Origin of the sequence: Lacrimispora sp. (assembly GCF_031982545.1) — a bacterium.
GTDB lineage: Bacteria > Bacillota > Clostridia > Lachnospirales > Lachnospiraceae > Lacrimispora.
This window is the reverse complement of record NZ_DALYXB010000020.1, coordinates 53,134-78,559: the sequence shown is the minus strand read 5'-3', so window position 1 is coordinate 78,559 and position 25,426 is coordinate 53,134. Positions and strand designations below refer to the sequence as shown.

Sequence of the window (25,426 nt, the reverse complement as noted above, 5' to 3'; positions counted from 1 at the left end):
CTACCGGACCTACCGGACCTACCGGCGCTACTGGCGCTACCGGTGCTACCGGACCTACCGGACCTACCGGCGCTACTGGCGCTACCGGTGCTACCGGACCTACTGGAGATACTGGACCTATCGGACCTACCGGACCTACCGGACCTACTGGCGCTACTGGCGCTACCGGTGCTACCGGACCTACCGGAGATACTGGACCTACCGGTCCTACCGGACCTACTGGTGCAGCTGGACCTGGTGCTCAGCTAAGAGGTATCGAAGTATTGTTAACTGCAGGAGAAACTGTTGCGAATGGCAGCCCTGTCATTTTTAATACAGTGGTAAATGACCAAAGTATAAATATTTCTTATAATACAGTTACAGGTGTCGCAACCATTACATCCACAGGTATCTATTATGTTTCCTGGTGGATCTCAACAGATGGTGCCGGACCTTCCACTTATGTTGAATTCTCAACTCAGATAAATGGCAGCGGAGGAATTCCTGCAGATTCACCAATCGTTACTGGTCAGCTTAATGGTTCTGCTTTGGTGACAGTAGGTGCAGTTCCTGCTACCGTACAAATCATCAATACAACTGGTCAGGAGGTATTCTACGGAACAACTCCGGTTATCGCTCATATGATAATCCTTGAAGTCTCTGTATTGTAACAGATCTTAAACCACAAAAAGCGCCGGTTCAAAAACCGGCGCTCTTTCTATCACATAAGCGGTGCAAACAGCCTGAGTGCCCGCCCCGCGAATCTTTCATACCACGGATCATTTGGTATATCTCCTAACGAAATTCTTCTGCATAAAGACAGTGTTTCCTGATAATCCCGTTCTACATCACGGATTACTTCATTGCGATACAGATACGTTCCGCATTCAAAATGAAGATACAGGCTTCGAAAGTCCAAATTAATTGTACCAACTGCTGCCTTTGTATCATCACTTGTAAAGACTTTTGCATGCATGAACCCCGGAGTATATTCCCATATTTTAACACCTGCCCGAATCAGCTCTCCATAATGTGATTTAGCAAGCAGAAAAGCATATTTTTTATCAGGGATATGTGGGAGGATAATAGAAACATCCACCCCTCTTTTCGCAGCAAATGTCAGGGCTTTCACCATCTCATAATCAAGAATCAGATAGGGAGTCATAATATGAACATAGTACCTGGCATTATTAATGATATCCAAGTAAACCTCTTCTCCAACCGATTCCTTATCAAGAGGACTGTCTCCATAGGGAATCACAAATCCTTCCATATTAAGCTCCAGTGGGTAAAAATACTCCGGATCTCTTAAATAAATATCATATTTCTCCGGATCCTTCTCAGAGATATTCCACATTTGAAGAAACATCATGGTAAAACTGGTAACAGCATCTCCTTTGAGCATAATACCTGTGTCTTTCCAATGTCCAAATCTTACTTTTCTGTTGATATATTCATCTGCCAGGTTAATACCGCCTGTAAACGCAGTATGTCCGTCTATCACTAGAATTTTTCTATGATCCCTGTTATTCTGATAACTGGATATCACTGGTTTGATTGGTGAAAATACTTTCGCCTTCAATCCCTTTTCCTGTAGTACTTTAATATAATTATATGGAAGCACCGTGAATGATCCCATCCCATCATACATAATCCGTACTTCTACCCCTTCTCTGCTTTTTGATTCCAGCAATTCCAGTATAGAATCCCACATTTCCCCTCTTTCAATAATAAAAAATTCCAGAAAGATAAATCTCTTAGCCTTAGCTATCTCCCATTTCATAGCTTCAAACATTGCTTCTCCCAAAGGATAGTACTGTGCGTTGGTATTTCCATAGGCTGGATAATGACCATATTCTTTCATATAATGTGCCAGATTTGCATTTCTCCTGCTGACTTTTAATAAACGTTCCATAACCCTGGGATTCTGCTCCAGATAGCACTCCGTCTCATCCATGCTGGACGTTAACTTCTTCTCCATAAACCGTTCGATAATCTGTAATTCCACCAGAAGATAAAAAAAGGTTCCAAAAACAGGAACCGCTGTTACAGGCACCATCCAGCTCATTTTAAAACTGGGATTCTCTTCTTTATTTAAAATATAAATGATAACCAGTGCGCTAAGTAATGTAACTGCACCATAAAAATACGCCAGATAAAAGCTCAGGAAGCGGTATGCTGCTGTTAAAACCAGAATCTGAATCATAAGTGAAATAACTGCAAACATAGACCTTCCAAAAATAATCCTAAGCATCTTTTTGATACGACCCATCCTCTGTACCTCCACTCTGCTAATTTGTTTCTTTGCATGGTTCATATTATACCGCCTGACCAGGTATCTTGCAAGTATTTGCCAAACAGACCACGGAACAAATAACTTTTATTGTAATTCCCTTTTATTTACAGTATAATGCATAGTAATAAAAATTATCAAAAGGAGACCATCTATGGAAAAATCCAAGGTTTATTACACAAATTTTCATACCACTTTCCGTGAAAACCTTCCTCAAAAACTTGCCCGGCTCATTAAAACAGCCGGTATGTCTGAGAACATTGATTTCCAGAATAAATATGCCGCAGTAAAAATCCATTTTGGAGAACTGGGTAACTTATCATTTTTACGCCCTAATTACGCAAAGGTAGTGGTTGATTTAATTAAAGAAGCCGGCGGAAAACCATTTTTAACTGATTGCAACACCTTATATGTGGGAAGCAGGAAGAATGCCCTGGATCATCTGGATACTGCCTATGAAAATGGATTTTCACCATTTTCCACCGGTTGCCATGTTCTGATTGCCGATGGTCTGAAAGGAACGGATGAAATCCTGGTTCCAGTAGACGGAGAATACATTAAAGAAGCGAAAATCGGACGGGCAGTTATGGACGCTGATATTTTCATATCTCTCACGCATTTTAAAGGACATGAAAGCACAGGTTTTGGAGGAACTCTAAAAAACATAGGAATGGGGTGTGGTTCAAGAGCGGGAAAAATGGAGATGCATAACGCGGGAAAACCTCATGTAACCGAAGAAACCTGCATCGGCTGTCATGCCTGTGAAAAGAATTGTGCCCATGATGCTTTTTCATTTGAGAACAAAAAAGCGATGATTAACAGCAGCAGATGTGTCAGCTGCGGCCGTTGCATTGGCGTTTGCCCAGTAGATGCCATTGAATCTGATTGTGATGAATCAAACGATATTTTAAACTGCAAAATAGCGGAATATACACAGGCAGTACTAAAAAATCGTCCCCACTTTCATATCAGCCTTGTGATGGATGTTTCCCCTTACTGCGACTGTCACTCAGAAAATGACATCCCGATTATTCCGGATGTGGGAATGTTCGCCTCCTTCGATCCTGTAGCACTGGATGTTGCCTGTGCAGACGCAGTAAATAAGCAGCCGGTTATGGCAGGGAGCGTTCTTGAGAAGCACGGGAGCCACCACCATGATCATTTTAAAGATACCCACCCTACTACAAACTGGAAATCTTCCATTGAACATGGGGTAACAATAGGTCTTGGAAGTGCTGAATATGAATTAATTTCGATATAAGGATCCAAAAAGAGAGAGGTCAAAGCCTCTCTCTTCTCTTTTAATCAGACCACCCCATATGATAGGTTCCATCTTCACTGAGGGGGACTTTATCCCTTCCGATCTGCCAGACTGAAATCTCACTGTTGTTGACTTTTTTTTCAGAAACATCCTTGGCTATAATCAGCTGAGGCCATACATAGGTGGTATCTACCTCTTTTCCATCAAGACATACTTTTGAATAAGGAGTAAAATTCTCGCCATAAATCAACAGGTTGGATTCATTGTAAACCACTTTATCAATTTTTATTCTATCAATTCCCATCTTTAAATCAGTTTTCAGATAAGGACTATCTCCACCATATACTTTATGCTCTCCGTAAAGGATATCATACTCCAGATTTTTCATATCCTCCAGATAGCTTTCCTCATTGGTGTTTTCCCCATTTAAATATTTTTGATGAAACCGGATCATAGTTCCTTCATGAATATTCAGCATGTTAAGAACATGAGAAGAAAGCTGATAAGCCTCCACATCCTTTTTAACCACAGGCAGATTCATGTTATTCCAGATAACGTATTCTGTCTGAAACAGGGAATGATTCTTCATCTCATCCTCACTCCACTCAAAACCGGGAAGATGATCTCCATAAAGCACCAGTACGATGGGCTCTTTGCGGGTTCTTAACGTATTAACAAGGGAACGAATAAACTGATCCATCTCATTAATCTGTTGGCAGTAATATTCAAAATTTGGATACTTTCCATGTCCCTGTACCGATATGGTGTAGATATAATCCGGTCCTGGTGTAGAATCCAGCGTCTTAATAATCTCGCCAGTTAAAATTTTATCCTTACACCACCCAGTAGGATTCCGCTCAATATTATTCATATATTCAATAGGCGTAAAGGTATCAAATCCAAGCTGCGCAAAAACCCGGTTTCTGTCATAAAAAGTGGCTTCGTTATTATGAATGGTATGAGCCGTGTATCCCAGATTTTTCAGATCAAAAGCAGTGCTTTCACAGGAGGTTTTTTTAAGAACTGTCTTATATGGATATTCACCTGGACCGAAAAAGTCCAGATTCATACCGGTTATATTTTCAAACTCCGTATTGGCAGTACCTGCTCCAACAGAAGGAACGCTTAAATATCCCCCTGGATAATTTTTTTGCAGCTGGTGGAAAAAGGGTATGGGATCATAATCCACCGGATTGTTTTTCCACAAAGAGGGGTCAAAAAACGATTCCAGCTGAATCATAATCACATTGGGTTTTGTGTTTTCCGTAATTGCATAGGTGTTTTCAGGCACCAGTTCCTCCGACTGAATGGTTTCCAATGTTTCAGACCCATATCCTTCCGGCTTTGCTATCCCGGTATTAAATACGGAATTGGAAAAACAATATGGGAATCCGTATGATCGAAAGCCTTGTCCGATGTTGCCAAAATGAACCGCTACCAGACCGTACTTCATGGCACCGCTTGTAACGCCAAGTACCAGTGCAGTACTCAAAAAAATGATTGCCAATCCATGACTCAGTCTGGTTTTCTCCTGACTGACTGGTGCTTTTTTCCAGACTCCCACTAATAAGATAAATGCCAATACACCAGCTGATGCCATGAGAATAATCTGCATCCAGGTAAAGTAAACGGTAGCAAGGCTTATGGCATACTTCACCAGACGCAGATCGGCTGCCGTAAAGGGAGTTGTACGGAAGATCAGAAGAATACCATTTACAATCCCCATAAAAATCCACAGAAACGTAATTAAGATACAGGCAAATGCTTTTCGCCTTGTAATAAACATAATAGTAAAGGGAAGAAAAATGATTAAAGTATTAAGTAAAAAGATAAAAAAACTATTCCCTATATAAGAACCCAGATTCAACAGCGACTTCCGGCTGGCCAGCTCTATCACTAAATTAATACCTGCAGAAAGAGCTAATAGCTTCCAAAGCCATCTGAAATAAACTTTCATTGTATACCTCATCTTCTATGCACATTTGCGAACCGGGTTTAGTCTACCACATTTTACAGCAAATTTACATACCTTTTTTTAAATTAGCATCGAGTAGGATTAAATTTCTCTAACTGAGTAATTTTCGATGTTGATCTTGCATGGCAGGCAAACTAAAAAAAGGACCGGATTCAATCCGGCCCCTCGTAATCATTCCTGTTCTTCCGTAGGTTCAAACACATCATCATTCACAGCATTAATGCCGGCAGTTATATTCACTTCCTCTGCCGAGGTAGTCTGCTCCTTCTCATCCATCTCTTCTGAATCTGGATCAGCTGCTGCCTCTTTCACAGGAGCCCCGCACTTGCCGCAAAACAGAGAGCTTTTGGGAACCTTTGCTCCGCATTCCGCACAGATACGGCTGCCTTCACTTTGGGTCAATTCAATCTCCAGGGCGGCAATTCTTGCCCGGCTGGCTCTGACAGCTTCATAAGCTTTGGTATAAGCTTCCTTAGGCTCACTGTTGTCTTCATAATACAGTTTTCCAATGACTGCATAAGCTTCTTCCAGCTTGGTTTTCTCTGCACCGATCTGTGTCTTTAGCTGTATCGTCTCAGTCAATGCTTTCGCCTTCGTTGCAACCTCTTTGCCGGTATCACTAAGTGTCTTTCCCAGCTCTTCAAAAAATGCCATCCGTGATTCCTCCTTTGACTTTTGCTCCTACCATTGTAACTTTATTGGAAGAAAAAGTCAATGAAAGACTGTTATCACAATTCCTGTTTATGGCTTCAGCGCTTCTCTTACTGAATCAGGAAGCTGCTTTAGAGGTACAATATACTGAATCTCACTGCGATTGCCCAACGCACTGCTGACAGCGGAAAAACTGATACGATCTGTATTCCAGATACCAAACGGGTTCATGCCTGCATATTCATCAATTGCGGCCTGACTCATAATCTGAGCAATCAGCTGCGGATCTGAAACTGTATAGTATTGAGAACTGCTGCTTTCATAAGTTACCTTATCATACTTAGATAACTGGCTTAAATCAAAACTGATTTCTTTAATTTCGTCATAGGAATTCCAGCTATCGACATCCAGCTGACATTCTCTTAATAAATTCATAGTATTAGTAAAGGAAGGATAGATCGGATAATACCCTCTGGAAGTCAGATCACTATACTGCCAGGAATTCTGATTTCCCTCTCTCTTACTGTCTGCTTCAGCCTGAATCTTTGTCATAAACTGAATGGAGGCTACCGGATTTTCTTTGCTCATAGTTTCAACTTTCAACTGACTTAAATCAGTCTGATATGCAAGAAGGAGTTTTTCCGTCATAGCCTTATCTGTACCATTTTTGTCACGACTAATAATACTTGACTGTGATCCTCTGCTGACTCTCACTGCAGATGTATTCTCAGTTGTCTGACTGAAAATAGGATATACTGCCTGAATGAAATCCTGATCTTCGTATAGCTGGGTCAGTTCCTCTTCTACCTCTGAATATTTCAGGGAATAGCTGCGATGTACATTCTTTCCGTTCTTAAGGGTATATTTCACAGAGAAATCGCAGCTTCTGTCTGATTCTTCCCAATCGTTATCAGTAAATTGATCCCAATTTTTGCCCCTGTTGTATTCAACCGCTTTTTTCACCATAGACAGAGCCGGTGCTTTATTCTCCAGCTTCATATGGCTGAAAATATAATCATCTCCACTTTGATACTGCCAGCGATAATCATTTATGGTATCCCGAACTGCATCTCCATAGGAAACCCAATTGTTATCATTATTCAAGGATATTGCAATGGAATCTATGGAATTTTCAGAAGGTATATAACTGTCATATCCAAACAGATCCATTTGAAAGCTGCCAAATATCACCGCCGCTACAAGAGCTGACGCAATCATCTGCTTCCAGTTTGAAAATAATTTTCTAAAATCAAAGTGGTATATGATTTCAATGACGCAATGAGATAACAACATGCCACAAAGCAAACCAAATACCGCCCACCCCATACTTGAACGGATGGTCCAGAAGACAAAGCATCCGGAAAGGGAAGATAAAACAACAATGGGAATCCGGATTATCGGCATACTGATTTTAAATGCCATCGCCTTTTTTGCAGACTCAGAACCTCTTTTTTTATATAAAAACAGACAAAGGAAGGTGAATATAACAAATAAGACAGCTACAATTATGATCTGGGAAACTAATATAGCACCCAGCTTTTCACCATTATCAAGTGCAACATTATAAATAAATATTGCATATGGAGAAGATTTTACCAGAAACGGGCGGAACAGTTCTTCTCCGCTTCTATAGCTGGTATGAAAAAAGTATCCATAACATCCCTGTAAAATAAACAGTAAAATTGTAAAATAACCTTCGAAAACTGCTGTACCAAATATACCTACAATCACGCTTCCTGTCATAATCATCGCCAGCACTGTAACAGCGTATATCATGGCATAATGAAGCAGAAAAAGCAGATATCCTGAAATAACTGTACCCATAAGTTCAGAAGGTGATATACCATACGCCGTAGTAACGCCCAGGGTAAGAATTAAATTAACCCCATAAACAACTGCCACAATCAATATACCATTCAGATAATTGGCCCAGAATAAGTGTTTTCTGTTTACTGGAATTCCATGATAGAAGTCAACCTTTTGTCTGGAGTGAAGGTAGGAAAAACTTGTAACTCCCATCACAATGGATAAAACAATCAGCAGAAAGGTAATAAAACCATTTTGAAATCCCATTAAATTCCTTAGTTGAGAATGAATACTGGCTATGGTTTCCTCTTGTTTCAAGGATTCTCCAATTACCATAGCTATGGTAACCGGGAGTGAGAAGAAAAACATCAGAAAAGCAAGGGTCACCGCCCAAAGTCTGCGCTTACCATCTTCCTGTATCAGTTTAAAAAATAAGCTTTTTGATGTCATATCCTGCCACCTCCGTTTCACTTATAAATATTTCTTCCAGCGATAAGGGAATAATCTCATAGAAGACAGGCTGGAGGGATTCCATCATTCCAACAACCTCTTCCTTGGTTCCCCGTACTGTCATGGTATACAGCTTTCCTCTCGTCTCCGTCTTAATACGGTCTAAGGATACCAGGTCTGCCTCTGTCATACCATCTTTTAACACACACTGAACCTTGTGAATATTCAGCTTTAAATCATCTAAATCCTTTGAAAGCAGTATGCCTCCTCTATGGAGCAGTCCTACATGGTCACATATGTCTTCCAGCTCCCTTAAATTGTGAGAGGCGATAATGGGAGTTAAATTTCTTTCCGCCATATCATTGGCAAAAATACTTTTTACTGCCTGTCGCATAACCGGATCCAGACCGTCAAATGTCTCATCACAGAATAAATAATCTGTATTGGCACTGATGCCGCAGGCTACAGACAGCTGCTTCTTCATACCTTTTGAAAAGGTATGTACCTTTCTTCTCATTTCCAATCCAAAATTACCGATCAGACTTTCAAAGCGCTTCCGATCAAATTCCGGATAAACTTTACTGTAAAATTCCATCATATCCCGGGGAGTCGCATTATTAAAATAATACTGATCATCTGAAATATAGAAAAATCTCTTCTTTACATTCTCATTTTCAAAGACAGACTCTCCATCTATGGTCACAGTTCCCTCATCTGGTTTTAAAATTCCGCTTAGCAGTCTTAAAAAAGTGCTCTTGCCAGCGCCATTGGTACCGATAAGACCAAATACATTCCCATCCTTTATCTCAGCACTTACATGGTCCAGTGCCATGATATTGTCAAATTGTTTTGTCAAATTTTCTGCCTTAATCATTCCTTCACTCCTCCCCCTGATCCGTTTTCTTCATAAATCCATTCCTCTGCCAGCCACGAATGGGCTTTATCCTCTTTTATTCCAGCCCTCTTTGCCTCTTCCACCCAGTCCCCCAGCTTATTCTTTAATTCACTGGTTTTGAGAGCACGGATGGAGCTGGTATCTGCAACAAAACTGCCTCTTCCTTTCACAGAATAAATAAAACCTCTCCTCTCAAGCTCCATATAAGCTCTCTGTATGGTATTGGGATTAATGGATAAATCTGTGGCCATACTTCTGACAGAAGGCAGCTGGCTGTCTTGTTCCAATACTCCGCAAATCATAAGGTCTTTTAATTTTTCCACTATCTGTTCATAGATAGGTCTGCGATCTTTATAATCAAGCAGAATCATAATTCACCTCTTTCTTAACTGTACCAACACATTTAATACACTTAATATAGCAGATCGCCTCCGATCTGTCAACCGGAGGCGACGTTATTTAATAATTTCTTCTGTCTTCAACAATCAGGATCCGAATGGCATTCATCGTATTGCTCCAGTTAAATACATATAATGTATAAGAAGCATTTCCTCTGATGTAAATATTAGAAGAAAGCAGGATATTATCGCTCTGAGCATTGCTGCTCATTACCGAAACCAGGTAAAAACCGATCTTTTGGTATTTAAAGGCGGTAACCTCTTTATAGTCCACCTCCTTAAATGTAAGTACTCCTCCATTTAAAAATACGTTCACTTTTCGATTTGTAATGGATAAATTACAGACCCGAAAGCACCCGGTGTTAATTCCGCCGTTGCAGTACATATCCATGATCTCCATTATTTCAAGACCTGTATCCGAATTGAACACTGCCACCGTCATTGCCTGCCCCAGTGGGACATCAATCTGTTTCTCTAAATAAACGTATCCATTCTCCCCTTGTACAGTCACAGTCTGGGTCTTGGCTGAAACTCTTCCGTATTGACTCATGTCCCCGTTATCCAGACCATTTACAGCAAGTTGCTTGTTAATATAGATCTGAAATGGATCGTAACCCGCAGCAGCATTTAAAAATCTTACCAGTCCGTATTCACTGGTATTGCAAAAATAGCATGGTATAATCGGCTTGGGAAACACGGTGATAACGGAAGTCCAATGTTCGTCAGTATCCGAATTTTCACTGGGGTTTCGTTTCAATGGCCAATCCTCACTAAGATCCGGAGGGGGTACATTAGACGGGGTATCCTGGTTATCCTGCTCATCCCCGGTATCTGATGGCGAAGTATTGACTTCCTGATTGGAGTCAGGAGGTTGATTTTGATTGGTTTCATTTTGCATATAATAAATAATACCCATAAAATCCCTCTTTATTATCGTTATATAGTAAGTTTATTCGGCGAACAATCCTCAGTGCCTGTCAGACAGGAATCATCCCCCATTTGTCATCAGAATATTATAATTTATGGATTATATGCAATATGGGCAGATAGCAGAAAAGAGGTGCACCCGGTCTTTCGACAAGGTACACCTCTTTCCATCAATATTTTAATTATTCATTGCCGTATAAAGTAACCAGCTTCTGAAGATATTCAAATCTTGATTTTGCGTCGTCCTCATTCTTAGAGAATAATTCAGCCGCTCTTTCCGGATTCTTCATTGCTAAGGATGCGTAACGAACCTCACCCTTTAAGAATTCCTGATATCCTTCCAGTGCAGGAGCCTTGCTGTCTAAGGAGAACTTCTTCTCAGCAGCAGGATTGAAACGGAAGTTATTCCAGTATCCGCACTCTACAGCAAGCTTCTCTTCTGTCTGTGCCTTTGACATACCCTTCTTGATACCATGGCTGATACATGGAGCGTATGCGATAATTAAGGATGGACCTGGATATGCTTCTGCCTCTGCAATTGCTTTAACGGTCTGATTGTAATCAGCACCCATAGCGATCTGAGCAACGTATACATAACCATAGCTCATAGCAATGCTTGCAAGATCTTTCTTCTTCGTATCTTTTCCGCCAGCTGCGAACTGTGCTACTGCACCAGTCTTGGTAGCCTTGGAAGACTGACCGCCTGTATTGGAATAGATCTCAGTATCGAATACCATGATGTTGATGTCCTTACCGCTTGCAAGAACGTGGTCAACACCGCCGAAACCGATATCATATGCCCAGCCGTCACCACCAAAGATCCACTGAGACTTCTTTCCAAGGAAATCTTTTGACTTAACAACAGCTTTTGCCAAGTCACAATCAACTCCATCTAATGCTGCAACCAGTTTGTCAGATGCAGAACCATTGGAAACACCGACGCTGAACGTATCTAAATACTCTTTGCATGCTGCTTTTACTTCATCAGATGCCTTATCGGAGTTTGCGATTTCTTCTACTTTGCTCTTTAAGCCTTCTCTGATTGCATTCTGAGCTAAAAGCATACCATAACCGAACTCAGCATTATCCTCAAATAAGGAGTTTGCCCATGCAGGACCCTGTCCCTTTGCATTAACGGTATAAGGTGTAGAAGGTGAGGAGTTACCCCAGATGGAAGAACATCCAGTTGCGTTTGCAATGTACATTCTGTCACCGAATAACTGAGTGATTAATTTTGCATAAGGTGTCTCGCCGCAGCCTGCACATGCTCCTGAGTACTCAAGAAGAGGCTGTTTAAACTGGCTTCCCTTAACGGATGCTTCTTTGAATTTATCAATAACTTCCTGCTTAATTGGCAGAGTCTGACCATATTCAAATCTTTCCTGTGTTACGTCGCAGTTAGCTTCCATGTTTACCATAGTAAGAGCTTTTTCGCCCTTCTTTCCAGGACAAACATTTGCACAGGATCCGCAGCCGGTACAGTCAAATGCAGATACAGTGATTGCGAACTGATATCCTGGCATTCCGGTCATAGGAAGAACTTTCATGCTCTCTGGTCTCTTAGCAGCCTCTTCCTCTGTTAAAGCAACAGGACGGATAACAGCATGAGGACATACATAAGAACAGAAGTTACACTGAATACAGTTGTCTGGATTCCACTGAGGAATGGTTACTGCAATACCACGTTTCTCGTAAGCAGCAGATCCGGAAGGTGTGGAGCCATCAATATAATCAACGAATGCAGATACTGGTAAGGAATTACCATCCTGAGCGTTAACTTTTGTCTGAACGTTGTTTACGAAATCAACAACATCCTGTCTTCCTTCTGTGATCTTCTTATAATCAAGACCTTCGTCTTCGCTGTTTTTCCAGCTTTCCGGAACTTCGATTTTAACAACACCCTTTGCACCGGCATCAATTGCTGCCCAGTTCTTCTGAACGATTTCTTCGCCCTTACGGCCGTAAGTTGCTTTAGCAGCAGCTTTCATAAGCTCGTTTGCTTTTTCTGCAGGGATGATTCCTGTCAGTTCAAAGAATGCAGACTGAAGAATCGTGTTAATACGGGTTGCACCCATACCAGTTTCGATACCGATCTTCACACCGTCAATGGTATAGAACTTAATGTTATGCTCAGCAATATACTTCTTAACCTGTCCTGGTAAGTGCTTTTCAAGGCCTTCCTGATCCCATGGGCAGTTTAATAAGAATACACCACCGTCAACCAGTTCCTGTACCATGTTGTACTTACGGATATAGGAAGGATTGTGGCATGCTACGAAATTAGCTCTGCGGATTAAATAAGTGGATTTAATCGGCTTATGTCCGAAACGTAAATGAGACATAGTGATACCGCCGGACTTCTTGGAATCATAATCGAAGTAAGCCTGAGCGTACATATCTGTATTATCACCGATGATCTTAATGGAGTTCTTATTGGCTCCTACAGTACCGTCAGCACCAAGACCCCAGAACTTACAGTTAGAGGTACCCTCTGGAGTAGTAACGATCTCAGCTCCTGTCTCAAGAGAAAGGTGAGTTACATCATCCACAATACCGATGGTAAACGGAGTCTTTGTCTTGTTCTCGTATACAGCTACGATCTGAGCTGGAGTCGTATCTTTGGAACCAAGACCATAACGTCCGGTAAGAATCTTAACCTGATCAAACTTTGTTCCCTTTAATGCTGCAACAATATCTAAGTATAATGGTTCGCCTAAAGAGCCTGGTTCTTTTGTTCTGTCTAAAACAGAAATTGTCTTAACTGTATCAGGAATAGCGTCGATCAGAGCCTGTGCGCTAAATGGTCTGTAAAGACGAACTTTAATCACACCAACCTTATGGCCAGCTGCAACTAAATAGTCAAGAGTCTCTTCAATGGTATCGTTTACAGAACCCATGGAAACAATTACATGATCTGCATCAGCAGCTCCGTAGTAATTGAAAAGTTTGTAATCTGTACCAATCTTTGCATTTACCTTATCCATATATTTCTGAACAATTGCAGGCAGTGCATCATAATATGGGTTGCATGCTTCTCTTGCCTGGAAGAAAATATCAGGGTTCTGAGCAGAGCCTCTCAGACAAGGGTGATTAGGATTTAATGCGTGACGGCGGAACTCGTCAACTGAATCCATATTTACCATCTCTTTTAAATCTTCATAATCCCATGTTTCGATCTTCTGGATCTCGTGAGAAGTACGGAAACCATCAAAGAAGTTAATAAATGGTACTTTACCTTCAAGAGCTGCCATATGAGCAACCGGAGTTAAGTCCATAACTTCCTGTACGCTGGATTCGCATAACATTGCACAACCGGTCTGACGACAAGCATAAACATCAGAGTGGTCACCAAAGATTGATAAGGCATGGCTTGCAATAGCACGTGCAGATACATTGATTACACCAGGTAACTGCTCACCGGCAATTTTATAAAGATTAGGGATCATGAGTAACAGACCCTGGGAAGCTGTATAGGTGGTGGTCAGAGCACCTGCTGCCAAGGAACCGTGAACCGCACCTGCGGCACCTGCCTCAGACTGCATCTCTGTAATGTGCACTGTCTGGCCAAAAATATTAGTTCTTCCGTCTGTAGACCACTCATCTGTAGCTTCTGCCATAGGTGAAGACGGTGTAATAGGATAGATTGCCGCTACATCAGTAAATGCATAGGATGCATGAGCTGCTGCATGGTTTCCATCCATGGTTTTCATTTTTCTTGCCATTCTTGATTTCCTCCTGCAAATGTGAATATTTGTATAATTTGGTTCCCCTTAGGGGAAAGTGACCTGACATTATTATAACAATTATTCAACAAAAAGCAAATATTAAAACTGGAAATTAAAGTATTATTTTCAAAACAATTTAAAAAAAGACAGTACCAGACCTTAAATATGTGTCTGATGCTGTCTTTTTTGGTTATTAATACTACTGACTCATGGGATTTGGCTGTATGATACTTTGTGTATTTTCCGCTGTAGTCCCTTCCGTCTCAGCCTGGGTTGCCGGAGTGTTCTGGGTTTCCGCTGCTGTAGTGGGCGCCGTCTCACCTGTATTCGTTCCCGGGCCGCTGCCTGGTTCCGTCTGAGTCGGTGTATTCCCCTGGTGGTTCTCCGGTACAGTCTGGGAAGGATCTGTGGCAGGTACCACAACACCAGTTGTATTACGTTTTATTGTAGCCGGTTTGCCACGGTAGGTGCTGTTATGGAAGAATTCATCGCTTACCACAGCACCGTCCTTCTTAGTAACCAGATTGGTTACCCAACGGCTTCCCTTTGTTTCCTGCTTAATCACTTTTTCTTCCCCTGGCTGCATGGTCTGATCCTCTTCATAAATTGGTGCCGGAGCATCTAATTCTGCTGTCTTGTTGGAAGTCATAGATAATGTAACACCATCTTCCAGTATAGGGATACCTATAATAGAAATTTTTAGCTTGCGGTCAGCAAAACTGGTTCTGATAGCGATGGCACTGGAAGAATTATTAACAAACTTCATATCCGGTCCCCCAAAGCTTACCATCGCATCCTCACCCGGAGTCACATAACTGGGCTCATAACTGTGTGCATGGCGCTCTGTAGTTGTCAGTCCTGCAAAAACAACTGCATTATACAGGGTAGAAGAAACCTGGCATACACCGCCACCCGGCTCTTCAATCAGTACTCCGTTAAGATAAGCTCCTGCCGGACGGTATCCCTTTGCAGAAGAACGCTCACCGGTCGCCTTATTAAAAGAGAATTCCTCTCCTGGCTGCAGAATCAGTCCATTGAGTGCAGTGGAAGCAAGCTCAATATTCTTATTCCTGTCGCTGTTGGTCGTTGTTGTTGTCGCATAAGTTCCTATTACTTTATACAGTGCCTTCGCCTGCTCTTCTGTAATCTTAGGAGCTGTCTCTGTGGCCTGTGCAGCAATGGATCCCTTATAATTCTTTGCTTTAATCTGTGCCAGAATATCGGCAGTCAGCTTGTCCTGGTCAATTGCAATTCCTTTTTTTTCGCCAGCGTAAACAAACTTTCCTGTGGCTTTGTCAAATCCGGAGATCGAACCATTCTTGGCTGGTACATCCCACTTTCCAGCAATGGCTTTGACCTCAGTTTCTACTTCATCATCCAAACCATCTGTATCGATGGTATATTCCTCTTTTGTATCCTTACTGTAAATTTCATCCAACAGGGTATCAATCCTGTCATCTAAAAAATTCTTCAGTTCGTATGTTTCATTCTCATAAGCAACTTTCATGCCCCAGCCTATGGACTGGTCAATTGCTTTTTTAGCTTCCGCCTTTGACAGACCTGTAATGGAAACTCCGTCTACATGTACCTCTTTTTTCAACTGGGTCTCAGAGACTTTCGTAGAGTTCACATCGGTCTCTTTTGTCTTATGACCCCCAATATACTTAACAGCAGCCATAACACTGATAACGGAGGCAACAGCGAAAACAGCCGCCAGCAAAATTTTCGTAATTCCGTACTGCGGTCCTCTTCTTCTCTTCTTACCGCGTCTTTGCTGATAGGAGTTTCCTCCTCTGTAAGACTGGCTTGTCCTTCTGCCTGAATTCGGCGTATTTCTTTTGCTTCCGTTCTGGGAGGAATGGGTTCTTCCACCGCTTCTTTGTCTGTTATCATCCTGACTCATTTACTTCACCTTTTTACATGATTATGTAGCATTACACTGAGTAGTATACCATACTTTGTGGGAAATGCTATTACGTTTTTATGAATTTTCTTAATTATTTTTCGCGTAAATTCTACATTTTACAGAACTAAAAAAACATGTTACTATAGTATTAATAAACTATTTCATTTCGGAGGTACCTATGAATTTTATTGATCTTCACGTTCATTCAAACGCTTCTGACGGCACCTTAACACCCGCCAGTGTTGTGGAACTGGCGGCGCAAAAAGGGCTTTCGGCAATTGCGCTTACAGACCACGATACAATCGAAGGCATTCCCGAAGCTTTGGAGGCTGCAAAAAGTCTGCCTTTGGAAGTGATTCCCGGCATTGAACTCTCCTGCGTTTATCTGGGTGAAGAAATTCACATTTTAGGGCTTTATGTCGATCTGGCTGATAAAAAATTTATCACTGAAACTGACACGCTAAAAGACATCCGCATGAAGAGGAATACTGAGATGATTCACCGTTTTCAAAATGCCGGTATTGACATCACACTTCCTGAGGTACAGGCTGGTAATCCCGATACGGTCATTACCCGTGCACATTTCGCCCGGGTTCTGTTAGAAAAGGGCTATGTCAAAAATATGGATCAGGCATTTAAGAAATATTTAAGCTACAGCGGACCGTACTGCCCGAGAAAAGAAAAGATTACTCCGGAGCATGCCATGAAAATATTGGGAGACTGCAAAGCATCCCCCGTCCTCGCCCATCCATACCAGTATCACCTGGGGGACAAAAAAACAGAAGAGCTTGTTTCCTATTTAAAGGAGATTGGACTTCATGGTCTTGAAGTCTATCACTCTTCCAATAATCAATATGATAGCGGAAAATTAAAAAAGCTTGCAAAAAAATACCAGCTCTTTCCTACCGGCGGCTCTGATTTTCACGGTACCAATAAGCCTGATATTGATTTAGGTACAGGAAGAGGCGGTCTTCGCATCTCAGCCCTGCTTCTCGATGATATTAAAAGAATACGGCAGGAAAAGGGGTTGTAACCTCTCCTGCCAGAATCACGTACTATCCGATTTTTCCTTCGTCCATATAGCGGGCAAGATCTATGGCAAAATATGTGATCAGAATATCTGCTCCCGCACGAAAGATACTGACAGCTGATTCACAAACAGTTTTTTCCTCATCCATAAAGCCGGCTTTTGCTGCAGCCTTAATCATGGAATACTCTCCGCTTACACTGTAGGCTGCCACAGGCACTTCTGTGCTGTCTGACACCTCACGTATGATATCCAGATAGGAAAGAGCTGGTTTTACCATAACAATATCTGCTCCTTCTGCTACGTCAAGCTCAACTTCCTTTAATGCTTCTTTCCTGTTATGGTAATCCATCTGATAGCTCTTGCGGTCTCCAAAGGCAGGTGCAGATCCGGCAGCCTCCCGAAACGGGCCGTAAAAGGCAGACGCATATTTTGCAGAATAAGCCATTATTGGCACATTTACAAATCCGGCTTTATCAAGTGCCAGCCTCATGGTATGAATCCTTCCATCCATCATATCAGAAGGAGCGACCATATGAGCGCCTGCTTCTACATGTGAGACTGCAATGCGGTTTAAATACTCCAGAGTCTGATCATTATCCACATACTCTCCTGCTAATATCCCGCAATGTCCATGAGAAGTATATTCACACATACACACATCCGTTATGATATAGACTGCCGGATAAAATTCCCTGATATAGCGGACTGCGCGCTGCACAATTCCATTTTCATCATAAGCCTGGCTGCCGCAGCTGTCTTTTTGTGCTGGTATGCCAAACAAAATTACCTTATTAATTCCGGCAGCAGTCAGTTTATCAAGAATTACACAAAGCCGGTCTACACTATATCGATATTGTCCCTCCATAGAAGGAATTTCTTCTACAATGCCTTCTCCATCCACGGCGAACAGGGGATAAATAAGAGCCTGTCTGGAAACTCTGGTCTCCCGCACCATTGTTCTTAAAGTCTCAGATGTTCTAAGTCTTCTGGGTCTATATAATAAGTCCATTTCCATTACCTCCCTTTTATTCCTGTCCTATTATACACCCTCTCAAATAAGATTCAAGTAATTCTTGCGACATTGGAAAAGATTGCTTATAATAGCAGATGTACAATACGAACCAGAAATGAGGTCTTTTATTATGGAAGAATTTTATCAGGCAATTGAAGATGCCATTCGTAATACCGGATATGAAGGTCCGGTAAACGGACAGGACATCTACGATGAGATCTGTGATGAAATTGAAGACAAGGAACCGGGAGCTTATGTGTTCATGTCTAAAAAAACAGATGAAATATTTTTTGAGTACAAGATTCAGATCTTTGAAGATCAGTTTAACTTAAGTGCGATTGACATTCACCGATCCGGTACGGTTTATCACGCAGACCTTGATTAAGGCAAGGAAAAGGATTCCCCGATGTCTTCATTCAGGGAATCCTTTTTTATTCTTTTACTGTTTTTTTGCGTTTTGCCCGTTCTTTCGCCCAAATTCTTTTGTTCACAGTTTCTCTTAAAATCGCATAGAGAACGGAACAAAGCGGGATAAATATCAGCATACCTGCAATCCCCATGGCACTGCCGCCTATGGTCACCGCTACCAGAACCCAGATAGCAGGAAGTCCCACTGAATTGCCAACCACATGGGGATAAATTAAATTTCCTTCGATCTGTTGAAGAACGAAGAAGATGATGAGAAACAAAGCTGCATCAAAGGGCTTCACCATCAGCATTAAAAAGGCTCCGATTGCACAGCCAATTAATGCCCCAAACATAGGAATCAAAGCAGTAAACGCGATCAGGACTCCAATAAGAAGTGCGTAAGGAAGGCGTAATATGGATAATGTGAGAAAGAACATACTTCCCAGTATTACTGCCTCCACACACTGTCCAGTCAAAAAATTGGAAAATGTATGGCTGGTGAGACTTAATATCTCTAAAATTCTATTAGAAACAGGATCAGGCAGAAACGCTTTCATAAACTTCTTTATCTGTCTTGATAAATTTTCCTTCTGCAAAAGAATGTAAACTGCAAATACCACACCAATTGCAAAGGTTGTCACTCCGCTTATAATATTTAAAGCTGCGGATAAAGTAGAGGACAACACTGTTCCGGCACCAACAGATAAAAACTGTACAATTTTCTCAAGATAGGATTTCCAGTCAATCTGAATATTGTTAATATAATCTGTAATCTCCGGATATTGGGAAAAAAGCTTCTCTGCTCCCTGCTTTACATCATTGAAAAAAACAGGTAAGCTGTACTGCAGACTTAAAACTGTATCAAACAGCTGTGGCATGACTACAAAAGTAACCACAAGCAAAATTCCGATTACAAACACAAAAGTGAGAACCAGGCTTAAAGGGCGGCGAAACTGACTTTCTTTTTTTACCGGCAGAATGCGTTCAATCGCCCGCATGGGAACATTTAATACAAATGCCATAACTCCACCTAATAAGAAAGGAGTTAAAATCCCCACCGCCCTGACAATCAGGGCAAATAAACTTCTATAATTAATACCAGTTACTACGGCAATCACAGTAAATACAATTAACCATCGTAATTTTTTTATTGTGCTGTCATTTAATTCCATTAAATCCTCCTCTGGATCTCTTCCTGAAACACTTTTTGAATTTCCTGAAACGATGTCTGAAAAGTCCCCTGTGCCAGCAGGGCATTCCCTCCGCCGCGGCCATTTAATTTTGCATTTAACTGGCGGCTGAATTCCCGCATATCCATATCACTGCTGCCTGCTGCATACTGAAACAGGCCATCTTCTCCGGAACATACCAATACAATGCTCCCTTTCTTCGCCTCATAAAGCATGGTGGCAAACTGTCTGAGCTGTGCTGGCAAAAGATGCTCCTCAAACACCAGCAGGGAATCGCTGCTAACCGGATATTGTGCTGTTTTATATTCTAGCAGTTCTCTGGTGAGCCGGCTTACATCACCATCCTTTTTCGCACCGTCCTCTTTTAGTTTTGTGACTGTCTCCAGTACACTGTCCGGTTTCGCTGATAATAACACGGAGATTCCCTGGACAGCTTTTAATTTTCTGCGGTAATCAAGAAATGCCTCTCTGCCGCACAGCAGGGATATTCTCACGCCGCCTTTATATCGCATCAGACCAGTGACTTTTAAAATTCCAATCTCTCCTGCAGTCATTACATGGGTTCCACAGCAGGCACATACATCTGCTCCAGGGAATTCAATAATCCTTACCTGGCCGCTTAATTCCTTCTTGCTTCTGTAATTCAATGCATCCAGTTCTTCCTTTGACGGATAAGTCTCTAAAACCGGTATATTCTGCCAGATCAGTTCATTCACTTCTGCTTCCACTTCTTCTGCCTGTTCCAGGGTCAATATCCCGTTAAAATCAACGGTGACTTCATCTTTCCCCATATGAAACCCTACATTATCGAAACCGTAACACTTATGTACCACGCCTGAAAATAAATGTTCTCCGGAATGATTCTGCATATGACTGAATCTTCTCTCCCAATCTAAAATTCCAGTTACCAGCGAATTTTCAGTAAGAGGCCTGTCCGTAATATGAACGATTCCCTCCCCACGTTCTCTGACATCCAAAACACGAGCGTCTCCCAATGTGCCTGTATCCGCGGGCTGCCCTCCACCCTCAGGGTAAAAGGCTGTCCTGTTTAAACGAACCAGATATTTACCATCCTTATCCGGTATGCATCCAGTCACCTCTGCTTCAAACTGCTTCACATAAGGTCTCTCATAATATAATTTTTCCATCTTTTGCTCCTTTTAATCCTGTTGTTACTAATTATACACAACATTTCTTTAAGATCAATCATATCAAATCTAAAATTTTTAAGAAAAAAAGGAAACAGTGGCAAGCTGACATTCATACACTTACAGTGTAAACAAATTATTTGGAGGAACCAATATGAGTGATCTGGCAGCAACTAACTGTGGATGCGGATGCGATTGCAACAACGGAGGATGTGGATGCAGTAATAACAACGGCGGTTGTAGTTTTATCTGGATTATCCTTCTTCTGTGCTTCTGCGGCGGCGGTAACAGCTGTGGTGGCGGATGCGGCAACAGTTGTGGCGGTTGCGGAAATGATGGTTGTGGAAGTTGGATTTGGATCATCATTCTTCTGTTCTGCTGTGGCGGATGCGGCGGCGGATTTGGCGGCGGATTCGGCTGCTAAACAAAACATAAAACAGGGCCCGAACCATCTTTGGTTCGGGCCCTGTTTCCGTCTAACTGCGGCTCTGACCTTTTTCCTGTCCCGGTCTTGTAAAAGCGGACTGGTTACCTGTTCCTTCCTGGTTATTTCTGTTTTGCTTCTGTTTCATGCACTCATCATCAATTTCGTAAACCGCATTTCCATCTATGATTAATCGGTTTCTCATATAAATCACTCTCCTGTAATACTAATATATGCGGCCGCATATATTGTCAACAAGAAAAGTAAGGATCCCATGAAATGAATAATGAACAAAATGTCCACGCAAATGAATTAGACTCCCGTATCGGGGATAATCATCTTGATATGATGAAAGCCGCCCTGCCTTATATGAATGTTCCCCAGCAACGTATGATCTCCACCTTTGTTAAATTCAACGAACTGCAGCGCACCATAAACTTATTTGAAGATGGAGAAGTGGCTGCTATGGGAATCAGTTCTGCAGGTGAAAAAGAACGGTCTGGCTCCCCCCTCGAGATGTTAAATACCATTAAACCCTATGCCGATCCTTCCGAGCAGGACTTAATTGACTTATTTATTAACATCCTCCAGGGATTTAATATGGCAAATGCCTATTCGGAAGCTGTTCCAAGTTCTACGATCCCGCTTCAGGCGCAGGCACAATCACAGGCACAATCACAGCCCCATAATCAGACTCAGTCCGATGGGCAAAACCGTTCCAATAATTCCCACCGCCAAAGCAACCCATTTGGCAGGATGCCCTTTGAACAGCTAAAGAATTTCATGCCCCCGGAACAGCAGTCACGCCTGGAAACCATGCAGATGATGATGTCCGCCATGCAGCAGATGAACTAAGATACAACTGTCACCATCTTACTCCATACATATTCACAGGAAAGGAAGCGTATCAACTTATGAATTCCAACTGGAAACAGGACCCACGGTTAAAAAATATGAATCCCCAGAAGCTTTCCATGCTGACCGAATTTGCAAAACGGGCGGAGTCCGCTCCAAAAGACCAGCTTTTTCAAACACTTATGAGTCTGAGCGCGGAGGCCAATCAAAAGGGAGTCCAGTTTAACGATGAAGAAACTGATCTTCTTATTTCTATTATCGGCGCCAATATGAATCCAAGCGAACGGCAGCGGATCGAAACCATTCGCACGCTATCGAAAAATATGATGAAACGAAATGGAAAGAAATAAAAGAAATAAAAGAAAGGACATTATAGACAACTCCTGACGGGGCTCTCCATAATGTCCTTTTTCTATTTACAAATAGTTCTATTTGCAGACGATATTTACAATTCTTCCAGGAACATAAATTTCTTTCACAATGGTTCCGGTAATCTTATCCGGAATCAGTGCTTTGCCTGCTTCAATTGCATCTTCCTTTGAAACATCCACCGGAAGTTTTACAACTGCTCTTGTTTTTCCATTTACCTGAACAGCCACTTCGATTTCATCCTCTTTCATGGCTTCTTCACTCCACTCCGGCCATGTGGCATGGAATACAGAGTCTGTGCCGCCAAGCTGCTGCCACAGTTCCTCCCCGATATGAGGTGCAAATGGAGCAAGAAGAATCACAAAGGTCTTTAATGTCTCTCTATCTATGCCGCCAGCTGTTTTTGCAAGCTCGATCAGCTTGTTGTTATATTCCATAAAGCCGGATATTACGGTGTTTAAGTTAAACTGGTTGAAACGCTGTTCAATATCAAATACCAGTTTGTTGCGAAGACGGATCATCTCTTTGGTCGCCTCCACGTCCTTTTCACAGTTATCTGATACCAGATTATAGAAACGGTTTAAGAAACGGCTGACGCCTTCAATTCCCCTGTCATCCCACTCAGCATCTAACTCAGGCGGTCCTACGAAGAGTTCATACATACGAAGGGAATCACATCCATAATCCTGAACAAGCTCATCAGGTGAAACCACATTGCCCTTTGATTTGCTCATTTTAATTCCGTTTTTACCAGTAATCATTCCCTGGTTAAACAGTTTGGTGAATGGCTCATCAAAATCTACCACACCGATATCATTTAAGAACTTGGTGTAGAAACGGGAATACAGAAGATGAAGAACTGCATGCTCCACACCGCCAATATACATATCAACAGGAAGATATTTATCCGCCTTTTCTCTGGATACCAGTTCATTATCATTGTGGCTGTCTACATAACGCAGGAAATACCAGGAAGATCCAGCCCACTGAGGCATGGTATTGGTCTCTCTCTTTGCAGCCGCACCGCATACCGGGCAGGTGGTATTAACCCACTCATCAATATCTGCCAGAGGGGATTCTCCTGTACCAGTTGGCTGGTAGCTTTCCACTTCTGGAAGAGTAAGGGGAAGCTGATCTTCCGGCACGGGAACATTGCCGCAGTGAGGGCAGTGAATAATCGGAATCGGCTCACCCCAGTAACGCTGTCTGGAAAATACCCAGTCACGAAGTTTGAAGTTTACCGTTTTCTTACCAAGACCTCTTGCTTCGATCATGGCAGGCGCCTCTTTTTTGAGAACTGCTGATTCCATGCCATTCCATTCCCCGGAATTGATCATGGTTCCGCTGGCCTCTGTATAGGCCTCTGTCATATTCTCAATTTCTTTGCCGTCTTTTGCAATTACCTGGATGATCGGAATATTAAATTTGGTTGCAAATTCAAAATCTCTGTCATCGTGAGCCGGCACACACATGATTGCGCCAGTACCGTAGTCACCCAGTACATAATCAGAAATCCAGATCGGAACTTTTGCTCCGCTTAAAGGATTGATTGCATAGCTTCCGGTAAATACTCCTGTTTTTTCCTTGTCCTGAAGGCGGTCAACATTGGATTTCATGGAAGCGTCATAGATATACTGATCCACTTCTGCTTTGGTATCCTCTGTTGCAAGAGAAGCCGCAAGGGCATGCTCGGGTGCAAGCACCATAAAGGTAGCTCCGTATAAGGTATCAGGTCTTGTGGTATAAACCGTAATGGCTTCTTCCTTACCCTCTACTTTAAAGTCTACTTCTGCACCATAAGATTTTCCGATCCAGTCAGTCTGCATCTTTTTAACCTTTTCCGGCCAGTCAAGCTTATCTAAATCATTTAAAAGACGGTCTGCATAAGCAGTGATTTTTAACATCCACTGTCTTAAATTCTTCTTGGTAACTGTGGTTCCGCAGCGCTCGCAACAGCCGTTTACCACTTCCTCGTTGGCAAGACCGGTTTTACAGGAAGGACACCAGTTAATGGGGAATTCCTTTTCATAGGCAAGACCCTTCTTAAACATCTGGACAAAAATCCACTGGGTCCACTTATAAAATCCAGGATCTGTGGTATTTACTTCCATATCCCAGTCATAAACAGCTGCGATCTCATTGATCTGTCTTTTGATATTACTTACGTTTTCAGCCGTTGATTTTGCCGGATGAACGCCCATCTTAATCGCATAATTCTCTGCAGGAAGACCAAATGCATCCCAGCCCATAGGGTGAATGACATAATGTCCCTTTAAAATCTGATAACGGCTCCAGACGTCAGAGATAACATAACCTCTCCAATGGCCAACATGAAGGCCGCTGCCAGACGGATATGGGAACATATCCAGACAATAATATTTTGGTTTCTTTCCATCGTCAACATTGATCGGGTTCTTTTCCCAATTCTCACGCCATTTTTTCTCAATGGCACTGTGGTTATAAGATGATGCCATAACAAAATTCCTCCTTAATTAACAGTCACGGTAAATTTATCCTGATTGCATAAAAAAAGCGCCTCTACCCGTAATAAAACGGCTATAGAGACGCAGTATCTACCGCGTGGTACCACTCTATTTCATACAAAACGTATGCGCTCAACTGGACAGACTCTCCTGTCCGCCCGCTGTAACGGTCGGGATTCCGGCTATACCTACACAAAAGCCATGGCTTTCTTCAGTATGCTACTCAAAGGCCAGTTCAGCA

The 25,426-nt window shown here is 42.1% G+C and carries 21 protein-coding genes and 1 other annotated feature (1 of these 22 cut by a window edge); of the genes, 7 read left to right on the top strand and 14 right to left on the bottom strand.

From position 1 onward, the window contains the following. Positions 1-650, top strand: a 650-nt coding sequence (locus ABS301_RS24320) for a complement C1q domain-containing protein (RefSeq protein ID WP_502878003.1), incomplete at its 5' end; no start/stop codon positions are given. Positions 651-700: 50 nt separating this feature from the next. Here the strand turns inward: ABS301_RS24320 and cls are convergent. Then, on the bottom strand, positions 701-2,251 hold the full coding sequence (gene cls / locus ABS301_RS24315; protein WP_349674641.1) for a cardiolipin synthase: 1,551 nt from the start codon (positions 2,249-2,251) through the stop codon (positions 701-703). Positions 2,252-2,426: 175 nt separating this feature from the next. Between cls and ABS301_RS24310 the strand changes: the two genes are divergently transcribed. After that, positions 2,427-3,533: a DUF362 domain-containing protein gene (locus tag ABS301_RS24310; protein WP_349674640.1), complete on the top strand. Its 1,107-nt coding sequence runs from the start codon at positions 2,427-2,429 to the stop codon at positions 3,531-3,533. A gap of 40 nt (positions 3,534-3,573) precedes the next feature. On the opposite strand, the gene ABS301_RS24305 is transcribed toward ABS301_RS24310, so the two are convergent. The 8 genes from ABS301_RS24305 to ABS301_RS24270 all read right to left on the bottom strand — a co-directional run bounded on the left by ABS301_RS24305 (position 3,574) and on the right by ABS301_RS24270 (position 16,263). Beyond that, complete coding sequence (locus ABS301_RS24305; RefSeq protein ID WP_349674639.1) at positions 3,574-5,490, bottom strand: LTA synthase family protein; 1,917 nt, start codon at positions 5,488-5,490, stop codon at positions 3,574-3,576. Between the two features lie 189 nt (positions 5,491-5,679). Next, positions 5,680-6,162 (bottom strand): zinc ribbon domain-containing protein, encoded by a 483-nt coding sequence (locus ABS301_RS24300; RefSeq protein WP_349674638.1) that lies wholly within the window; start codon positions 6,160-6,162, stop codon positions 5,680-5,682. 87 nt (positions 6,163-6,249) lie between these two features. Next, positions 6,250-8,415 carry a DUF6449 domain-containing protein gene (locus ABS301_RS24295; RefSeq protein ID WP_349674637.1) on the bottom strand — a complete coding sequence of 722 codons (2,166 nt, stop codon included), beginning with the start codon at positions 8,413-8,415 and terminating at the stop codon, positions 6,250-6,252. After that, complete coding sequence (locus tag ABS301_RS24290; protein ID WP_349674636.1) at positions 8,390-9,289, bottom strand: ABC transporter ATP-binding protein; 900 nt, start codon at positions 9,287-9,289, stop codon at positions 8,390-8,392. Before ABS301_RS24290 ends, ABS301_RS24295 begins: the two co-directional genes overlap by 26 nt. Next, entirely contained in the window at positions 9,286-9,681 is a 396-nt protein-coding gene (locus ABS301_RS24285; RefSeq protein ID WP_349674635.1) for a GntR family transcriptional regulator, read from the bottom strand. The genes ABS301_RS24290 and ABS301_RS24285 overlap by 4 nt, the downstream gene beginning before the upstream one ends. Before the next feature lie 88 nt (positions 9,682-9,769). Further along, positions 9,770-10,624: a DUF4397 domain-containing protein gene (locus tag ABS301_RS24280; protein ID WP_349674634.1), complete on the bottom strand. Its 855-nt coding sequence runs from the start codon at positions 10,622-10,624 to the stop codon at positions 9,770-9,772. Positions 10,625-10,817: 193 nt separating this feature from the next. Further along, positions 10,818-14,357, bottom strand: a complete 3,540-nt coding sequence (gene nifJ, locus ABS301_RS24275) for a pyruvate:ferredoxin (flavodoxin) oxidoreductase (RefSeq protein WP_349674633.1) — start codon at positions 14,355-14,357, stop codon at positions 10,818-10,820. A gap of 202 nt (positions 14,358-14,559) precedes the next feature. Then, positions 14,560-16,263 (bottom strand): VanW family protein, encoded by a 1,704-nt coding sequence (locus tag ABS301_RS24270; protein ID WP_349674632.1) that lies wholly within the window; start codon positions 16,261-16,263, stop codon positions 14,560-14,562. A gap of 181 nt (positions 16,264-16,444) precedes the next feature. Between ABS301_RS24270 and ABS301_RS24265 the strand changes: the two genes are divergently transcribed. After that, positions 16,445-17,299: a PHP domain-containing protein gene (locus ABS301_RS24265; protein WP_349674631.1), complete on the top strand. Its 855-nt coding sequence runs from the start codon at positions 16,445-16,447 to the stop codon at positions 17,297-17,299. A gap of 22 nt (positions 17,300-17,321) precedes the next feature. Here ABS301_RS24265 and hemB read toward each other — a convergent pair whose 3' ends face one another. Then, on the bottom strand, positions 17,322-18,305 hold the full coding sequence (hemB, locus tag ABS301_RS24260; RefSeq protein ID WP_349674630.1) for a porphobilinogen synthase: 984 nt from the start codon (positions 18,303-18,305) through the stop codon (positions 17,322-17,324). 133 nt (positions 18,306-18,438) lie between these two features. Here hemB and ABS301_RS24255 point away from each other — a divergent pair, with 133 nt between their 5' ends. Beyond that, on the top strand, positions 18,439-18,693 hold the full coding sequence (locus tag ABS301_RS24255; RefSeq protein WP_349674629.1) for a hypothetical protein: 255 nt from the start codon (positions 18,439-18,441) through the stop codon (positions 18,691-18,693). A 46-nt stretch (positions 18,694-18,739) separates the two neighbouring features. On the opposite strand, the gene ABS301_RS24250 is transcribed toward ABS301_RS24255, so the two are convergent. Both ABS301_RS24250 and ABS301_RS24245 read right to left on the bottom strand, forming a co-directional pair. Continuing rightward, positions 18,740-19,888: an AI-2E family transporter gene (locus ABS301_RS24250; RefSeq protein ID WP_349674628.1), complete on the bottom strand. Its 1,149-nt coding sequence runs from the start codon at positions 19,886-19,888 to the stop codon at positions 18,740-18,742. Beyond that, the gene (locus ABS301_RS24245; RefSeq protein ID WP_349674627.1) at positions 19,888-21,054 is read right to left on the bottom strand and encodes an alanyl-tRNA editing protein; all 1,167 of its coding nucleotides are present in this window, start codon (positions 21,052-21,054) and stop codon (positions 19,888-19,890) included. Before ABS301_RS24245 ends, ABS301_RS24250 begins: the two co-directional genes overlap by 1 nt. A gap of 154 nt (positions 21,055-21,208) precedes the next feature. On the opposite strand from ABS301_RS24245, the gene ABS301_RS24240 reads away from it, so the two are divergent. Continuing rightward, positions 21,209-21,478, top strand: a complete 270-nt coding sequence (locus ABS301_RS24240; protein WP_349674626.1) for a chorion class high-cysteine HCB protein 13 — start codon at positions 21,209-21,211, stop codon at positions 21,476-21,478. Positions 21,479-21,530: 52 nt separating this feature from the next. Here the strand turns inward: ABS301_RS24240 and ABS301_RS24235 are convergent, their stop codons facing one another. Continuing rightward, positions 21,531-21,683 (bottom strand): hypothetical protein, encoded by a 153-nt coding sequence (locus tag ABS301_RS24235; RefSeq protein ID WP_170072241.1) that lies wholly within the window; start codon positions 21,681-21,683, stop codon positions 21,531-21,533. 74 nt (positions 21,684-21,757) lie between these two features. On the opposite strand from ABS301_RS24235, the gene ABS301_RS24230 reads away from it, so the two are divergent. After that, positions 21,758-22,333, top strand: a complete 576-nt coding sequence (locus ABS301_RS24230; protein WP_349674625.1) for a hypothetical protein — start codon at positions 21,758-21,760, stop codon at positions 22,331-22,333. 59 nt (positions 22,334-22,392) lie between these two features. Next, on the top strand, positions 22,393-22,683 hold the full coding sequence (locus tag ABS301_RS24225) for a hypothetical protein (RefSeq protein ID WP_349674624.1): 291 nt from the start codon (positions 22,393-22,395) through the stop codon (positions 22,681-22,683). A gap of 78 nt (positions 22,684-22,761) precedes the next feature. Here the strand turns inward: ABS301_RS24225 and leuS are convergent, their stop codons facing one another. Continuing rightward, positions 22,762-25,176 carry a leucine--tRNA ligase gene (gene leuS, locus ABS301_RS24220; RefSeq protein WP_349674623.1) on the bottom strand — a complete coding sequence of 805 codons (2,415 nt, stop codon included), beginning with the start codon at positions 25,174-25,176 and terminating at the stop codon, positions 22,762-22,764. Between the two features lie 83 nt (positions 25,177-25,259). Continuing rightward, positions 25,260-25,426 (bottom strand) — a binding site (T-box leader); it runs 80 nt beyond the window's last position.

Bases quoted from the DNA above. Each gene is read 5' to 3' on its own strand.
- cls (WP_349674641.1), bottom strand. From the start codon at position 2,251: ATGGGTCGTATCAAAAAGATGCTTAGGATTATTTTTGGAAGGTCTATG.
- ABS301_RS24310 (WP_349674640.1), top strand. From the start codon at position 2,427: ATGGAAAAATCCAAGGTTTATTACACAAATTTTCATACCACTTTCCGT.
- ABS301_RS24305 (WP_349674639.1), bottom strand. From the start codon at position 5,490: ATGAAAGTTTATTTCAGATGGCTTTGGAAGCTATTAGCTCTTTCTGCA.
- ABS301_RS24300 (WP_349674638.1), bottom strand. From the start codon at position 6,162: ATGGCATTTTTTGAAGAGCTGGGAAAGACACTTAGTGATACCGGCAAA.
- ABS301_RS24295 (WP_349674637.1), bottom strand. From the start codon at position 8,415: ATGACATCAAAAAGCTTATTTTTTAAACTGATACAGGAAGATGGTAAG.
- ABS301_RS24290 (WP_349674636.1), bottom strand. From the start codon at position 9,289: ATGATTAAGGCAGAAAATTTGACAAAACAATTTGACAATATCATGGCA.
- ABS301_RS24285 (WP_349674635.1), bottom strand. From the start codon at position 9,681: ATGATTCTGCTTGATTATAAAGATCGCAGACCTATCTATGAACAGATA.
- ABS301_RS24280 (WP_349674634.1), bottom strand. From the start codon at position 10,624: ATGGGTATTATTTATTATATGCAAAATGAAACCAATCAAAATCAACCT.
- nifJ (WP_349674633.1), bottom strand. From the start codon at position 14,357: ATGGCAAGAAAAATGAAAACCATGGATGGAAACCATGCAGCAGCTCAT.
- ABS301_RS24270 (WP_349674632.1), bottom strand. From the start codon at position 16,263: ATGAGTCAGGATGATAACAGACAAAGAAGCGGTGGAAGAACCCATTCC.
- ABS301_RS24265 (WP_349674631.1), top strand. From the start codon at position 16,445: ATGAATTTTATTGATCTTCACGTTCATTCAAACGCTTCTGACGGCACC.
- hemB (WP_349674630.1), bottom strand. From the start codon at position 18,305: ATGGACTTATTATATAGACCCAGAAGACTTAGAACATCTGAGACTTTA.
- ABS301_RS24255 (WP_349674629.1), top strand. From the start codon at position 18,439: ATGGAAGAATTTTATCAGGCAATTGAAGATGCCATTCGTAATACCGGA.
- ABS301_RS24250 (WP_349674628.1), bottom strand. From the start codon at position 19,888: ATGGAATTAAATGACAGCACAATAAAAAAATTACGATGGTTAATTGTA.
- ABS301_RS24245 (WP_349674627.1), bottom strand. From the start codon at position 21,054: ATGGAAAAATTATATTATGAGAGACCTTATGTGAAGCAGTTTGAAGCA.
- ABS301_RS24240 (WP_349674626.1), top strand. From the start codon at position 21,209: ATGAGTGATCTGGCAGCAACTAACTGTGGATGCGGATGCGATTGCAAC.
- ABS301_RS24235 (WP_170072241.1), bottom strand. From the start codon at position 21,683: ATGAGAAACCGATTAATCATAGATGGAAATGCGGTTTACGAAATTGAT.
- ABS301_RS24230 (WP_349674625.1), top strand. From the start codon at position 21,758: ATGAATAATGAACAAAATGTCCACGCAAATGAATTAGACTCCCGTATC.
- ABS301_RS24225 (WP_349674624.1), top strand. From the start codon at position 22,393: ATGAATTCCAACTGGAAACAGGACCCACGGTTAAAAAATATGAATCCC.
- leuS (WP_349674623.1), bottom strand. From the start codon at position 25,176: ATGGCATCATCTTATAACCACAGTGCCATTGAGAAAAAATGGCGTGAG.